This window comes from Streptococcus sp. FSL W8-0197 (genome assembly GCF_037963785.1).
Classification (GTDB): Bacteria; Bacillota; Bacilli; order Lactobacillales; family Streptococcaceae; genus Streptococcus; species Streptococcus oralis_CQ.
This window is the reverse complement of the sequence record NZ_CP150168.1, coordinates 150,251-165,000: the sequence shown is the minus strand read 5'-3', so window position 1 is coordinate 165,000 and position 14,750 is coordinate 150,251. Positions and strand designations below refer to the sequence as shown.

Sequence of the window (14,750 nt, the reverse complement as noted above, 5' to 3'; positions counted from 1 at the left end):
CTTACAGCTACCCAAGGCATATCGTCGTTTGTCACGTCCTTCTTCGGCTCCTAGTGCCAAGGCATCCACCGTGCGCCCTTATTAACTTAACCTTATTTTTTGACCTTTCAGTCATAAACTCTTTTAATACTACAGCGTTTCGGTTTATTTTCTTGTTACTATTTGATATAGATATTCAATTTTCAATGTGCATTACTTGGTGATCTCTCACCAATGGAGCCTAGCGGGATCGAACCGCTGACCTCCTGCGTGCAAAGCAGGCGCTCTCCCAGCTGAGCTAAGGCCCCACAAGACCTCTCAAGACTAAACAAGACCAATGTGCAGTTCCTTATCCTTAGAAAGGAGGTGATCCAGCCGCACCTTCCGATACGGCTACCTTGTTACGACTTCACCCCAATCATCTATCCCACCTTAGGCGGCTGGCTCCAAATGGTTACCTCACCGACTTCGGGTGTTACAAACTCTCGTGGTGTGACGGGCGGTGTGTACAAGGCCCGGGAACGTATTCACCGCGGCGTGCTGATCCGCGATTACTAGCGATTCCGACTTCATGTAGGCGAGTTGCAGCCTACAATCCGAACTGAGACTGGCTTTAAGAGATTAGCTTGCCGTCACCGGCTTGCGACTCGTTGTACCAGCCATTGTAGCACGTGTGTAGCCCAGGTCATAAGGGGCATGATGATTTGACGTCATCCCCACCTTCCTCCGGTTTATTACCGGCAGTCTCGCTAGAGTGCCCAACTGAATGATGGCAACTAACAATAGGGGTTGCGCTCGTTGCGGGACTTAACCCAACATCTCACGACACGAGCTGACGACAACCATGCACCACCTGTCACCTCTGTCCCGAAGGAAAACTCTATCTCTAGAGCGGTCAGAGGGATGTCAAGACCTGGTAAGGTTCTTCGCGTTGCTTCGAATTAAACCACATGCTCCACCGCTTGTGCGGGCCCCCGTCAATTCCTTTGAGTTTCAACCTTGCGGTCGTACTCCCCAGGCGGAGTGCTTAATGCGTTAGCTGCGGCACTAAACCCCGGAAAGGGTCTAACACCTAGCACTCATCGTTTACGGCGTGGACTACCAGGGTATCTAATCCTGTTTGCTCCCCACGCTTTCGAGCCTCAGCGTCAGTTACAAGCCAGAGAGCCGCTTTCGCCACCGGTGTTCCTCCATATATCTACGCATTTCACCGCTACACATGGAATTCCACTCTCCCCTCTTGCACTCAAGTTAAACAGTTTCCAAAGCGTACTATGGTTAAGCCACAGCCTTTAACTTCAGACTTATCTAACCGCCTGCGCTCGCTTTACGCCCAATAAATCCGGACAACGCTCGGGACCTACGTATTACCGCGGCTGCTGGCACGTAGTTAGCCGTCCCTTTCTGGTAAGATACCGTCACAGTGTGAACTTTCCACTCTCACACTCGTTCTTCTCTTACAACAGAGCTTTACGATCCGAAAACCTTCTTCACTCACGCGGCGTTGCTCGGTCAGACTTCCGTCCATTGCCGAAGATTCCCTACTGCTGCCTCCCGTAGGAGTCTGGGCCGTGTCTCAGTCCCAGTGTGGCCGATCACCCTCTCAGGTCGGCTATGTATCGTCGCCTTGGTGAGCCGTTACCTCACCAACTAGCTAATACAACGCAGGTCCATCTGGTAGTGATGCAATTGCACCTTTTAAGCAAATGTCATGCAACATCTACTCTTATGCGGTATTAGCTATCGTTTCCAATAGTTATCCCCCGCTACCAGGCAGGTTACCTACGCGTTACTCACCCGTTCGCAACTCATCCGCTCGGTGCAAGCACCAAGCTTCAGCGTTCTACTTGCATGTATTAGGCACGCCGCCAGCGTTCGTCCTGAGCCAGGATCAAACTCTCATTAAAAGTTTGAGTTCTCACTCATTTCTGTCACTGACAGATTTATTGTTTTTTCATTGTTCAGTACTATAACCTCAGTTATAGTGCCCTGCACATTGGTTCGTCTTGTTCAGTTTTCAAAGGTCTTTGTCACTCAATCTCTCTCAAGCGACAACTATATTAGTATATCACAGCCATCTGTCTCTGTCAACAGATTTTTTAAACTTTTTTCAAGTTTTTTTAACCACAATACACCCATAGTCCGTACGGGATTCGAACCCGTGTTACCGCCGTGAAAAGGCGGTGTCTTAACCCCTTGACCAACGGACCTTGAGCTTTTCAACTCTTTCTATTATACCTACTTTTCCGCCTTTGTCAAGGACTTTTTTTCCTCTTTACCGAAATTCTGAAAAGATTAGGGAAAGAGCCAGTTAAACTGACTCCCTCTATTTATCTTGCCAATTAGTCGCACGTTCCTCTCCCCACCAGTAAGGGATCAATTCGGCAACTTTGATTGTTTTTCTTGTTTCGTAGTCCATCATGAACTCTGCTTCTTTATTTTCAGCATTCAATTCTAAGAGAAATTCTCTGCAAGCGCCACAGGGCATACCTGATCCTTCGCCGTAAGGAGGTTTATCTCGAAAGGCGAGGATTTTCTTAACTTTAGTTTGTCCTGAAAATTGATACATATTGAAGAGAGCCGCTCGTTCTGCACAGAGATGAAAAACGCCACAAGTGCCCTCCATACAAAATCCTGTGAAGATCTGACCATCTTCTGCTTCTACTGCAGCAACAACATGGTTAGCATAAACAAAGTCAGAAACTTCATGAGGATTGTATAAGGCTCGTGCTTCTTCATACATTTTTTCCCATGTATCCATCGGAAGTCCTTTTTATTTAGAAATCTCTTTCAGTATGTTTTCAATATGCTGGATTGACTTTTCACGTCCGAGTAAGAAAATGGTGTCTGGTAATTCTGGTCCATGCATTTCACCTGAAACGGCAATACGAATCGGCATGAAGAGGTTTTTCCCTTTGATACCTGTTTCTTTTTGAACTGCTTTGATTTGTGGGAAGATGTTTTCTGTCACAAATTCCTCATCTGTCATGGCTTCTAGTTTCGCTTTGAAGGCTTCTAGAACAACAGGAACGGTTTCTCCTGCCATGACCTCGCGCTCAGCATCTGTCAGCTCTGGGAAGTCTGAGAAGAAAAGGTCTGTCAATGGAACGATTTCATCCACTGACTTCATTTGTGGTTTGTAGAGTTCCACCAATTTTTCGGCCTTGTCAGTCAAGCGTCCTGCTTCTTCTAGGAATGGTTTTGCCATTTCAAAGATGGTTGCTAAGTCAGCTCTCTTGATGTAATCATTGCTCATCCAGTCCAGTTTCTTCTGGTCGAAGGCTGCTGGAGACTTGCTGAGGCGATTTTCATCAAAGAGCTTAATGAGTTCTTCGCGAGAGAAGATTTCGTCTTCTCCACCAGGATTCCAACCAAGAAGGGCGATAAAGTTAAAGACTGCTTCTGGAAGGTACCCTTTCTTACGGTAATCTTCAATAAACTGAAGGGTGTTAGTATCACGTTTAGATAACTTCTTACCAGTTTCAGAGTTAATGATCAAGGTCATGTGACCAAACTCAGGTGCTTCCCATCCAAGCGCTTCATAAACCATGAGTTGTTTTGGTGTGTTAGCAATATGGTCATCTCCACGAATGACATGAGAAATTTGCATATCGTGGTCATCGATGACAACGGCAAAGTTGTAAGTTGGGTAGCCATCTTTCTTTTGGATAACCCAGTCCCCACCGATATTGCCACCTTCAAACTCGATATCACCTTTGACCATGTCATGCCATTTGTAGATACCTGACTCATTAACTGCCAAACGAACAGTTGGGATGATACCTGCAGCTTCACGTTCTGCGACATAAGCTGCTTTTTCTTCTTCGCTCATGCCAAGGTATTCGTTGATGTAACAAGGTGTTTCGCCAGCTGCTTCTTGGCGTTCACGCTCAGCCGCCAACTCTTCTTCTGTGACGTAAGATTTGTAGGCTTTTCCTTCAGCTAGCAATTGGTCGATGTATTTTTGATAGAGTTCCAAACGCTCAGACTGGCGGTAGTTTGCATGAGTTTCTGGGCTCTCATCCCAATCCATACCCAACCAGCGAAGATTTTCAAGCTGTGAACGTTCTCCATCCTCAACATGGCGTTTACGGTCAGTATCTTCGATACGAATGATAAAAGTTCCACCATGATGGCGTGCGTAAAGGTAGTTAAACAATGCTGTACGGGCATTTCCGATGTGTAGTAGTCCTGTTGGACTTGGTGCGTAGCGTACGCGGATATCTTTTGACATAGTTTCTCCTATAAAGTCTCTAGGCGTCTGCCTTTTTGCTTTCTATATTATATCACAAGTCTCGCCTGAGTCCAATGTCTACGAATAAAGAGAGTAAAAAGAGTGGGCAAGCCACTCTTTTCTTCTATTATAGACGTGCGTTAAGCTCTTTGCTCAATTCTTCAAACCCTGGTTTTCCAAGAAGGGCAAACATGTTGCGTTTGTAGGCTTCAACACCTGGTTGGTCAAATGGGTTGATGGCATTCAAGTAACCTGAAAGGGCAATTGCCAATTCGAAGAAGTAGATAGTGTAACCAAGAGTGAAAGCGTCTTGCTCTGGAAGAGTCACGTACATGTTTGGCACATCACCGTCAGTGTGGGCAAGAAGAACACCGTCAGTTGCTTTTTTGTTTACAAAGTCAACGTCTTTTCCTTGAAGGTAACCAAGTCCATCAAGGTCTTCTTCCAAAGTAGGGATAATCACGTTCTTACGTGGTTTGTCAACACGGACAACTGTTTCAAACATGATACGAGTTCCTTCTTGGATAAATTGACCCAATGAGTGCAAGTCAGTTGAGAAGTTTGCTGAAGTTGGGTAAATACCTTTTTGGTCTTTTCCTTCTGTTCAGGCACACCTTATGGATGCATCTGCTGGAAATTCCCTTGCACTGGCTGGCTAGTTTGATTGACTTCAAGCTCTTTGCGCTTGACCTTGACCGTCTTTTTCTGGCATGCTTTTATCCTTATAAATTTTGTTGATTTGTCATATTGCGAAAACATTGAAAAACAATGACAAATTTTACAATATTAAAACATAAATTATTTTCCCTATCAAAAAGGGAGTGGGAAAGAACTTCAAACAAGTTAAAAAGTTCATCTTCCCACCCCCGCACAGTTGATCAGGCAATCTTTGGGGCTTAAAAAGCGAAGGAAGATGCCAATCAACCACCGCGTCATCTATTTTTTCTAATTTAGACCCAGAAGCCTGGACTTTTTGTCCAAGCTCTGAATCAATTTTTTTGACTTTTATGTTTCTAAATTGCTTGATTTTAAATTTTGTTATGGTCAAGCAGTTTCGAAAATCTGAATGGTAGAGTCCTTTTCAATTACTACTGCTTGGTCTGCTGCAACATGGAGTGTACCAGGAAGGCTCCCCTCTTTTGAACCATCAAAAGAAATCGTGATATGGCCCAGTCCAGTTAAATTTTTTTCTACTACATTTCCTACGGCAGTAATCGAATATTCCTGACTATCTACCACCAGCTTTCCACCTTCTAGTATTGCACCTAGAAGATTTTTGTTATCGATTTTAAAACAATACTCTGCTAAGTCTTCCGGAGCTTCTTCTCCAAACAAAATGAGCATATTGGCATCTTGAATCATATTCTGAGCTTCAGGCCCCACTTGAATTACTTTAGCTTCAAAAATTTTCTTCATCTAATTCCTATTCATCCTTTCTCAAATCTGTCATAAACTTATGCTTATAGATAAGTTTAACATAATAGTTGCTATGTTTACGTGCATCTATCAAAGGTTTACTGATAAAGGCCAATACTAGCTATCCAAGCTACTAGCACCCGCGGAACACCATTGAGAAAGCGTGAATAAAGCACAGAAGGGACACCAACCTCAACTGTTTCAGCCTTGGCTTCAGATAGACCGAGTGCTACAGGAATGAAATCACAACCGTTTTGAGTGTTGATAGCAAATATAGCTGGCAGAGCCATTTGGGGCGGAATATTCCCTTTGCCGATTTCAACTCCAATTAAGGTTCCAATAATCTGACTGATAACAGCTCCGGGGCCTAACAAAGGAGATAGGAATGGCAAGGAACAGATAAAGCCAATCAAAATGAGTCCCCAGATGTTCCCAGCTAGGGGAACCATTAATTTTGCCAGCCAATTTCCAACACCTGAACCTTGAATAACCCCAATCAGCAAGGAAACAAAGGCCATGAAAGGAATGATCGTGTTGAGCATTGTTTGGATGGCTTCACGAGCAGCCTGGTTGAAAGTCGCAACGACCTTCCCAGCGCCCATCCCAATTCTTGCTACAATACTTGTTTCAGCTTTTTGCTCTGTAATTTTTTTACTAGTATCGTAAGTTGGCTTTTCTGTTACCACAGTTGTCGCTTTTTCGTCTTCATTAGCAGCAGAAATTTGATTAAGGCCAACTGCTGACACATAGATTTCCTCGGTTATATATTGAGCTAGAGGCCCACTTTTCCCTGTAGCTACAATATTTATTGTAGGGATCCCCTTTTTAGGATAAATACCACAGCGAAGAGTACCGCCACAATCCACGATTGCTAAAGCAATTTCCTCATCTGGGATAGAAGTTTTAAACCCATTAACAGCTTCCATACCGGTCAAATCAGCAATTTTATCCACAATATCTGGCTTTTCTCCTCCGCCAGTGATATAGATGAATTTATGCTTAGCTTCACTAGGTGTAATGACCAAAGGTCCTCCGAAACCGCCATTTCCTTTAACAACTTTTATACTCTTATATGACATAATTTCACTCTTTCTATAAATCAAATGTTTTACTCAAGGTAACACCTTGCTGTTTTGCTACATAAGCAGTTGTAAAATCGGTCACCCAACCGCCTACAAAGTTCATGACAAGCCCAACAAGCATGTAACGAATGGCTAAGTCCATTTGACTTAAACCTAAAGTTTGAATTCCTGTTGCAATTCCCATCCATACAAACAATTCCCCAGGATTGATATGCGGAAATACACCATTTGAAGTATGGCAGAACTGCATCTGAGCTGCTACAAAACTAGGTTTATAATATTCTGGTAAGAAACGTCCCATACTGATTGCCATCGGATTCCCCAGCATAAAGGCTGAAATGAAAGGTAAAATCATATACCGGCTAACAGGATTTTTGGCAGAAATCTTAGCCAGGGAATTGACCTTCTCTTCTCCCAAGAAAGCGATAAGGGTATTCATTGCAATCAATAGCATTAAGACAAGCGGTACAATATTTGTCATCCAGCTAATAAAGGTTTCTCCACCTAATTGGAAGAGTTTCATAAAACTCTCTGCAAAATTTGTAATGTGATTCATAAGGAACTCCCTTTCTTATTTTTTTTAAATAACTGTTTAATAGATAATTGTAAGTAATTCGCATAAAAGCCGAATCCCAGAAAAGAATCAGATGAACTTGTCTCTTTCTCAATACCTGCCTCATGCCAAAGATAGACTTTTCTAGCATCTTCTATGGCTGATTGCATCAACTTATTTTCTTTTCTCACAAGAGGATTATACTTGTCAAAATAATGGATGTCTTCTCCAACATAATCGTCCATATTTTGAAAACGTGCTAAGATTGTGACTCCTTGCATTTTGCTAGCTTTAAGAACCCGACCGTTTTCATCAACCGCGAACATGACAATCGTACCGGATTTGATTCTTCCGGACTTCCTGCCAATCGCTACGCGCCCCAGTCTTCGGAGCATCGTATAGGTCTTATTGAAGTCTTTGAGTTGCTGCCAGCCGAGGAACATTTGAAATATATAAGCTGCCATGACAAATACAGCGAAAATTATTAGCGAATTCATTAAAATACTCCTTTGCTCTTAGAAAATGATAGAAACTCTGTCTCTGTTTCTACAGCCCTCAAAGCTTCTTTTAGAGAAGGCTCTCCTGCAATTCGAAAAATGTCGTCATACAATTCCAGCAATTCACTCTCCATTTTGCTTTCAATTTCTGAGGGAATGGCGACTAGAAAGATAAATTCAATCCAATCATCTCCTTTTTGATAAGGCTCTTCTAGCTTTCCAAACATTAAAATAGTCTTTGCATAACCCTGGTTAATTGTATGGGGGAAGGCAATTCCTCCACCAAAAATGGTTGATTGTTTTTTCTCCCTATCAATTATCCGATTTCTAAAACCTTCATCAATCATCTGAAGTTTCTCTAACTCTGCAACCATATTTAGCAAGTATTGCTGATAGGTTTTTTGGGGACTCAACCGAAGAAAACGTAAGCTGACTGTTTCTAGATTTTTTTGATGAAAAGCATTGGCCCTCTGCCATTCTTCCCGCAGCCATTGATCATCAAAAAGATGATTAACTTGAATGACTGGAGATTTAGAATCTTTATATTTTAGAGGAACTGTCGTAAAAATCGCGAAATAGTCCTGATTCAAATCCAGATTAAAATCCTCTTCAGAATACTGAGTAATGTCTACATCATTTCCAAGGATTCGTCTGAGTTGCTGAATAATCATCGCAGCAGTTCCTCTTCCTGTTGTGCAAACTACTGCTATCTGCTTGCGAGAACCATTTACAACAGAGTTTTGCTTTCTTAAAATCATTTCAAAATACAAAGCCAGATATCCGATTTCAGATAATTCCAATTCAGAACCAAAAATTGCAGACAGTTCTTCTCCAGCAATTTTCGCCATTTCAAAAGCAAAAGGATATTGAGTTTGAACCTCGCCATGGAATATATCATTAGCTTGCACATGGAAAATCAGTCGATTGATTAAGGGGCCTAGATGAGACTTGATTTCTTCAAATAATTCTTCATCATCAAAGTTAACCAACATTGTTTCTTTGACTTTCTTGACAATCCCTTGAAAAATGTTTGCAAGCTGTTCAGATTGATAAGACGGCTTGCTTAAAGTGTCAATAAAACGGATATTAAACGGAAAACACAAAAAGTCTATTTCAAACTGACTGAGGGAAATCTTATAAGTCATCTCAATATGATAGATTAATTTTTCAACCAAAGGTGTCTCTGTTAAATCATTCCTATAGTAAGGAATAGGGCAACTCAACACCCTAGATGCATAAATACGCTCCACCATAATTGAAATTGTCTTTCGAAGGAGTTCCTTTGTTTCTTTCGGGATTTTATACTCCTGGACTAGCGTCTCCAGAAAAGAAGATGTTGCCTCGGTGAGTGTCTTTCCTTCAAAGTAAGGGGCCACTTGGTGAATATAGAGCAAGCGCAAATTCAGCTCGGACCCCAAGACCTCCAGCCCACGGTTGGGCTTTCCTGAAATAGTGATAGAGTAACTCTCTGCCAAAGATTTTACTTGTTTTAAATCCTTATTAAGGGTACTTCTACTAACACCTGCCTCCTCAGCCAAGTCGTCAATAAGAAGAGGGGAGGTTGACTTAATTAAACGTTTTAGTAAATAGGCAATTCTTTTACTGGAAGAATTGAAGTCACTCTCCCGTTTTAAACTACCAGATAAAATCCTTTCCAACTCAGTATAGTCATACACCTCTAACATTAACTTATCATCTTGTGAGATAATCTGGATATTAGGAGCCAAAACATCATTTAATTGTTGGATACTCTTTTGCAAGGTTTGCATACTAATATCCAGCTCTGAGCGCATATCTACCAAGGAATAAGTTGGCTGTGAGACCATTTTTTCTAAAATGTTATACCATCGATTTACTATGGTCAACTCTCTTCCTCACCTTCATTTTTTTAACCGCGAGTTTTCCCTCCAGCAATATTTGTAGTGACTCCAGTTATATAGCTAGAACGATCTGAAATATAGAATGCTACAAGATCAGCTACTTCCCGTAGTTTACCACTTCGTCCCAAAGGAGTTGTTGAAGTTGAAGCATAACCAGCTCGAATATCTTCTACCGTCTTTCCACGGGTATAAGCAAGAGCTTCCTCATAAGAAAGAGTTCGAAGTCCCGTAGCTTCCATAATTCCTGGAGCAATTCCAACCACACGTACACCATGCTTACCCAGCTCTTTCGCCCATGAACGAGTGTAACTATAGACTGCTGCTTTTGTTGCAGCATAGGCACTTTGTCCTTCAGAACCTTCCAAACCTGCTTCTGAAGCCATGTTCACAATTACACCTTTTCTATTTTTCACTAAAATACGTCCTACTGCCTGACTAACCAAATACAAACCTTTTTGATTAATCATTGTTACTTTTTCAAACGTTTCATCGTCTAACTCGTAAGGACCTTTAGGATTTTCTGCATCAATTAATAATCTGGGAACATTAATCCCTGCATTATTGACTACCGCATCAATATTGCCAAATCTTTCAACTATTTTGGCAACACCCTCTTCTACTTCAGAGCGAGAAGTTACATCAACTTTTACAAATAATAGATTCGGGTGACGCAAATCGTTGTCGCTAAGATCAAAATTCGCTACATTGACTCCTAATTCCAGCAATTCTTCAACGATTGCCTTACCGATCCCAGATGACGCGCCAGTCACAAGAACTGTTTTGCCTTTTATGTTTAACCAATCATTCATTTTGATACCTCTCAAATTTTATTTACAAGGCAATTATACAGCGCTTTCATAAAAGAATTAAGACACTCTTTTTTACACTTTTAAAAAAAATAATAAACTAATTAAGAGGCTTGTACTAAAAATCCACAAGAAATGAACTTGTGGATCTTTTTATATTCTAAATGAACTCAAAGCATATGAGAATCAAAGGCGTGCATTCAACTCAGCACCCAGCTCTTCAAAGCCTGGTTTCCCAAGAAGAGCAAACATGTTTTTCTTATAAGCTTCAACTCCAGGCTGGTCAAATGGATTGATACCATTCAGGTAGCCAGAAAGAGCAATAGCCAACTCAAAGAAGTAAATAGTGTAGCCCAAAGTGAACTCATCTTGCTCAGGCAGTGTCACAAACATATTTGGAACTCCACCATCAGTGTGTGCTAACAGCACTCCATCTGTAGCTTTTTTATTGACAAAGTCAACATCTTTTCCTTGCAAGTAGCCAAGACCGTCCAAGTCTTCTGCCAATTCAGGAATCAGCACATTTTTGCGAGGTTTATCTACACGGATAACTGTTTCAAAGAGGATACGGGTACCTTCCTGGATAAATTGTCCCAGAGAGTGCAAGTCTGTTGAGAAGTTAGCTGAAGTTGGATAAATCCCTTTTTGGTCTTTCCCTTCTGACTCACCAGCCAGTTGCTTCCACCACTCAGAGAAGTATTGCAGAGATGGTTCATAGTTAGCTAGAACTTCTGTCAGATAACCTTTACGGTACAAGATATTGCGTACAACTGCATATTGATATGCTTCATTTTCAGCCAACTTATCAGAAGCATAAGCCTTGCGAGCAGCATTTGCTCCTTCCATTAACTTGCTGATATCAGCTCCTGCAGCTGCGATTGGCAAGAGCCCCACTGCTGTCAATACTGTAAAACGACCACCTACACTATCAGGCACTACAAAAGTATCCCAGCCATTAGCATCTGCTTCAACCTTAACTGCACCTTTAGCGCGGTCTGTAGTTGCGTAGATACGTTGGTTAGCTTCTTCTTGACCGTACTTCTTAACCAAGAGTTCTTTGAAGACACGGAAAGCAATAGCCGGTTCAGTTGTTGTACCTGATTTAGAAATCACGTTTACTGAGAAATCTTTGTCTGATACATAGTCTACCAAATCAGCCAAATAGCTTGAAGAGATAGAGTTTCCAGCATAGAGGATCTGAGGTGCCTTGCGTTCTTCCTTTCTTTGCAAGTTTACAAATGAATTATTCAAGAAATCAATAGCTGCACGAGCTCCTAAATAGGAACCACCAATACCGATTACGATCAATACCTCACTATCAGATTGGATTTTAGCAGCAGCCTTTTGAATACGAGCAAATTCATCTTTGTCATATTCTTCAGGTAAGTTCAACCAGCCAGTCATTTCTGCCCCAGGACCTGTACCATTTCGCAGAGCAGAATCTGCTGCAGTCACTTGAGGCTGCATATAATCTAGTTCATGTGGTGCAACAAATTTATCTAATACTTTTGAATAATCAAATTTAATATGTGACATAATATTCCTCCAAAATTTCTTCTCTTCTATCATAACCCTTACCTTAGATTTTTTCAAGTTTTTATACTGAATTTTTCCAAATTTTATCATAATTTAAACATTTGCGTAAAAAATGTTACAATATTAAAATTTGAACGAAATAAGACAAAAAAACGACTAGGTTTCCAGTCGTTATAATTCATTCAATAAATACTCAAATAATTCTAAGTTGCCATCTTCTTCATTGACCAAAAATTCTGGATGCCACTGGAGACCAATAATACGGTGCTCATCAATAGATTCGATTGCTTCAACAGTTTGATCACGTGGATCCACAGCCGTCACGCGGAAATTGGGTGCCAAGTCTTTAATACTCTGACGATGTACTGAGTTAACCTGACTTTCTTTACCAAATAATTTAGACACTACACTGCCATCCACTGTCTCAATAGAATGTGAAGTCCCAAAAGGTAGACCTTGCCAATGACCTTCAATATCCTGATTGAGTGTCCCACCAAAAGCAACGTTGACAAGCTGAACGCCACGGCAAATGGCTAAGATTGGTTTGTTCTGACGCAAGGCTTCTTGTAGAAGAGCTAGCTCAAACTCGTCGCGAGCTAGGTTATAGTCGTCGCTATCAATTGTTTTTTCCTCACCATAAAACTGAGGATGAACATTTTGTCCCCCAGTCAAGATGAGCTTATCAATCATTTCTACATAGTCATGGACAAGTGTCTCATCACCAACCGGAATGACCAAAGGAAGTCCGCCAACCTGACGAATACTTTCAGCAAATTTACAGGATACAGATGAGTGGATGTTTTTTCCTTCTGCGTCTACAGGACATAGGTTTGCCGCTACTCCAACAACTGTTCTAGCCATGATATGTCTCCTTTCGATTTTCTTGCGACAGTCTTATCTTATCACTCCAACCCTTTCCTGTCTAATATGTTTTTTTAAAGACCGTGATAAGTATTTTTTATGGACAAGAAAAAGCTGCCCAACGAGGACAACTTCTTTTTTATTCGAAGACAAATTGATTGTGATACAGTTCCGAGTAGAAACCGCCGAGTTTGAGCAACTCGTGATGATTTCCACGTTCAATAACCTCTCCATCTTTGAGGACAATAATCTGATCGGCATTGAGGATGGTCTTGAGACGATGGGCAATAACAAAACTGGTTCGTCCTGCTACAACTGCCTCCATAGCATGTTGAATCTTGCTTTCTGTTACGGTATCCACATTGGAAGTCGCTTCATCTAAGATTAGGACTTGAGGATCTGTCATCAAGGTTCGAGCGATGGAAATCAATTGTTTCTGCCCAGTCGAGAAGATATTTTGCTCATCATCAATAAGGGTATCATACTTGTCAGGCAAGCTTTCGATATAGTCATGAATATGAGTTGCCTTGGCAGCTACTTCGACCATTTCCTGACTGGCATCTGGCACACCAAAGCGGATATTGTCTCGGATTGTTCCGCTAAACAAGACCGAATCCTGCAGGACAATCCCGACCTTGCTCCGCAGACTGTCCAAGTCGTAGTCACGGATGTCTTTGCCATCAAAGCAAATGCTGCCTGCATCCACATCGTAGAAACGATTGATGAGGTTCATGATGGTCGTTTTCCCTGAGCCAGTCGGACCGACAACTGCTATCATCTGCCCCTTAGGAGCTGAAATGCTAACATCTTTTAAAATCGGCTTGTCTGGCACATAAGAGAAATCAATGTGACTGATTTCAACGCCTTCTCGCAATTCCGTAAAGGCAGGGGCATTTTGCGGACGAATCTCTTCTTCTGCATCGAACATTTCTTGGATACGATCCGCCCCAGTAAAGGCCAACTGGAGGCTCCCCCAACTCGCAGCCACCTGGATAATCGGCTGGTAGTACTGCTGAGAAAATTGGGTAAACATGACAATCAAACCTAGGGCTGTTGTTGTTTCGATACTTGGATCGTTCAGCAGGACCGCAGAACCAGCAAAAATGACGATGGCCGTATTGACCAAGCTCATCCCATTCATAACTGGAAAGAGGATACCTGAGAACATTCTCCCTTTAAAAGTTGCCTTGCGCACGCGCTCATTTTGCTCCACAAAGCCTGCTACGATATCATCTTGAATTCCTTGTACGATAACAGCTTTCTGTCCAGAAATACTCTCGTCCATGTAGGCGTTTAGTTTCCCAACCTCTTTTTGCTGGAGATTAGTGTACTTGCGGGCCATTTTCACGATGAAAACCAACATGAGAAAGGCTACTGGAGTACTGGCTACTGTTATCAGGGCGAGCGTCACATTTCTTGAAAACATGACAAAAATCAAACCGATGTAAAGAGCAATATTGCTCATAACCTGAACTAGGCTTTCATTGAAGGCTTGAAGGATGTTGTCCAAGTCACTCGTGAAGCGAGAAAGGATATCGCCATCCTGATGGCGGTCAAAGAAAGAAACCGTCAAACGAGAGAGTTTGCCAAAGAGGCCCTTACGCATCTCATTTGTTGACTCAGCAATCACACGGGTCATCAAGGTCATGTAAATCAAACTGGATACCACTAAGGCGAGGACAACTAGAGCTAGATTCAGCATCAGAGCTGACAAACTCTGCCAGGCTAGTTCGGAAGTTCCATTTTGATAAGCCAGAACTAGGTTAGCGAGCTCTGTCACTGCTTGACCTGAAAAAACTGGAAAGAGGGCTTGGGCAATCGTCGCAACTGCAACCATCAGAATCACAATGACAAAGGAGAGCTTGTAAACTTTAAAATAATTCCAGAAAAATCGAACGGTTTTCAT

The 14,750-nt window shown here is 41.9% G+C and carries 11 protein-coding genes, 2 tRNA genes, 2 rRNA genes and 1 pseudogene (1 of these 16 cut by a window edge); all 16 read right to left on the bottom strand.

Translation table 11 applies throughout. The features are described 5' to 3' along the window. A 23S ribosomal RNA gene (locus NYE79_RS00915) occupies nucleotides 1–92 on the bottom strand; it reaches 2,809 nt to the left of the window's first position. A 122-nt stretch (nucleotides 93–214) separates the two neighbouring features. Next, nucleotides 215–287, bottom strand: a tRNA-Ala gene (locus NYE79_RS00910). Between the two features lie 51 nt (nucleotides 288–338). Then, nucleotides 339–1,886, bottom strand: a 16S ribosomal RNA gene (locus NYE79_RS00905). Together the 16S and 23S rRNA genes with 2 tRNA genes alongside form the textbook arrangement of a ribosomal RNA operon. A 231-nt stretch (nucleotides 1,887–2,117) precedes the next feature. Next, nucleotides 2,118–2,189: transfer RNA gene (locus tag NYE79_RS00900), tRNA-Glu, on the bottom strand. 116 nt (nucleotides 2,190–2,305) lie between these two features. Beyond that, entirely contained in the window at nucleotides 2,306–2,740 is a 435-nt protein-coding gene (locus NYE79_RS00895; RefSeq protein ID WP_213952318.1) for a cytidine deaminase, read from the bottom strand. Nucleotides 2,741–2,752: 12 nt separating this feature from the next. Continuing rightward, a complete protein-coding gene (gene gltX, locus NYE79_RS00890) occupies nucleotides 2,753–4,213 on the bottom strand; it encodes a glutamate--tRNA ligase (protein WP_216728771.1) in 1,461 nt (486 codons plus the stop codon). A gap of 127 nt (nucleotides 4,214–4,340) precedes the next feature. Then, nucleotides 4,341–4,817, bottom strand: a pseudogene (gene pgi / locus NYE79_RS00885) (glucose-6-phosphate isomerase); the annotation flags it as partial. 440 nt (nucleotides 4,818–5,257) lie between these two features. Then, nucleotides 5,258–5,629 carry a PTS glucitol/sorbitol transporter subunit IIA gene (locus tag NYE79_RS00880; RefSeq protein ID WP_008808177.1) on the bottom strand — a complete coding sequence of 124 codons (372 nt, stop codon included), beginning with the start codon at nucleotides 5,627–5,629 and terminating at the stop codon, nucleotides 5,258–5,260. A gap of 98 nt (nucleotides 5,630–5,727) precedes the next feature. After that, on the bottom strand, nucleotides 5,728–6,708 hold the full coding sequence (locus NYE79_RS00875; protein ID WP_020992831.1) for a PTS glucitol/sorbitol transporter subunit IIB: 981 nt from the start codon (nucleotides 6,706–6,708) through the stop codon (nucleotides 5,728–5,730). Between the two features lie 13 nt (nucleotides 6,709–6,721). Continuing rightward, complete coding sequence (locus NYE79_RS00870) at nucleotides 6,722–7,267, bottom strand: PTS glucitol/sorbitol transporter subunit IIC (RefSeq protein WP_001015684.1); 546 nt, start codon at nucleotides 7,265–7,267, stop codon at nucleotides 6,722–6,724. Further along, the gene (locus NYE79_RS00865; RefSeq protein WP_001086645.1) at nucleotides 7,264–7,761 is read right to left on the bottom strand and encodes a transcriptional regulator GutM; all 498 of its coding nucleotides are present in this window, start codon (nucleotides 7,759–7,761) and stop codon (nucleotides 7,264–7,266) included. The genes NYE79_RS00870 and NYE79_RS00865 overlap by 4 nt, the downstream gene beginning before the upstream one ends. Next, nucleotides 7,761–9,587 (bottom strand): PTS sugar transporter subunit IIA, encoded by a 1,827-nt coding sequence (locus tag NYE79_RS00860; RefSeq protein WP_216728802.1) that lies wholly within the window; start codon nucleotides 9,585–9,587, stop codon nucleotides 7,761–7,763. Before NYE79_RS00860 ends, NYE79_RS00865 begins: the two co-directional genes overlap by 1 nt. A gap of 62 nt (nucleotides 9,588–9,649) precedes the next feature. Continuing rightward, the gene (locus tag NYE79_RS00855) at nucleotides 9,650–10,450 is read right to left on the bottom strand and encodes an SDR family oxidoreductase (RefSeq protein ID WP_001000838.1); all 801 of its coding nucleotides are present in this window, start codon (nucleotides 10,448–10,450) and stop codon (nucleotides 9,650–9,652) included. 183 nt (nucleotides 10,451–10,633) lie between these two features. Further along, nucleotides 10,634–11,983 (bottom strand): glucose-6-phosphate isomerase, encoded by a 1,350-nt coding sequence (locus NYE79_RS00850; protein ID WP_000018239.1) that lies wholly within the window; start codon nucleotides 11,981–11,983, stop codon nucleotides 10,634–10,636. Nucleotides 11,984–12,154: 171 nt separating this feature from the next. Then, on the bottom strand, nucleotides 12,155–12,844 hold the full coding sequence (locus NYE79_RS00845; RefSeq protein ID WP_153225705.1) for a gamma-glutamyl-gamma-aminobutyrate hydrolase family protein: 690 nt from the start codon (nucleotides 12,842–12,844) through the stop codon (nucleotides 12,155–12,157). A 139-nt stretch (nucleotides 12,845–12,983) separates the two neighbouring features. Beyond that, nucleotides 12,984–14,750, bottom strand: a complete 1,767-nt coding sequence (locus NYE79_RS00840) for an ABC transporter ATP-binding protein (protein ID WP_339293732.1) — start codon at nucleotides 14,748–14,750, stop codon at nucleotides 12,984–12,986.

Bases quoted from the DNA above. Each gene is read 5' to 3' on its own strand.
- NYE79_RS00895 (WP_213952318.1), bottom strand. From the start codon at position 2,740: ATGGATACATGGGAAAAAATGTATGAAGAAGCACGAGCCTTATACAAT.
- gltX (WP_216728771.1), bottom strand. From the start codon at position 4,213: ATGTCAAAAGATATCCGCGTACGCTACGCACCAAGTCCAACAGGACTA.
- NYE79_RS00880 (WP_008808177.1), bottom strand. From the start codon at position 5,629: ATGAAGAAAATTTTTGAAGCTAAAGTAATTCAAGTGGGGCCTGAAGCT.
- NYE79_RS00875 (WP_020992831.1), bottom strand. From the start codon at position 6,708: ATGTCATATAAGAGTATAAAAGTTGTTAAAGGAAATGGCGGTTTCGGA.
- NYE79_RS00870 (WP_001015684.1), bottom strand. From the start codon at position 7,267: ATGAATCACATTACAAATTTTGCAGAGAGTTTTATGAAACTCTTCCAA.
- NYE79_RS00865 (WP_001086645.1), bottom strand. From the start codon at position 7,761: ATGAATTCGCTAATAATTTTCGCTGTATTTGTCATGGCAGCTTATATA.
- NYE79_RS00860 (WP_216728802.1), bottom strand. From the start codon at position 9,587: ATGGTCTCACAGCCAACTTATTCCTTGGTAGATATGCGCTCAGAGCTG.
- NYE79_RS00855 (WP_001000838.1), bottom strand. From the start codon at position 10,450: ATGAATGATTGGTTAAACATAAAAGGCAAAACAGTTCTTGTGACTGGC.
- NYE79_RS00850 (WP_000018239.1), bottom strand. From the start codon at position 11,983: ATGTCACATATTAAATTTGATTATTCAAAAGTATTAGATAAATTTGTT.
- NYE79_RS00845 (WP_153225705.1), bottom strand. From the start codon at position 12,844: ATGGCTAGAACAGTTGTTGGAGTAGCGGCAAACCTATGTCCTGTAGAC.
- NYE79_RS00840 (WP_339293732.1), bottom strand. From the start codon at position 14,750: ATGAAAACCGTTCGATTTTTCTGGAATTATTTTAAAGTTTACAAGCTC.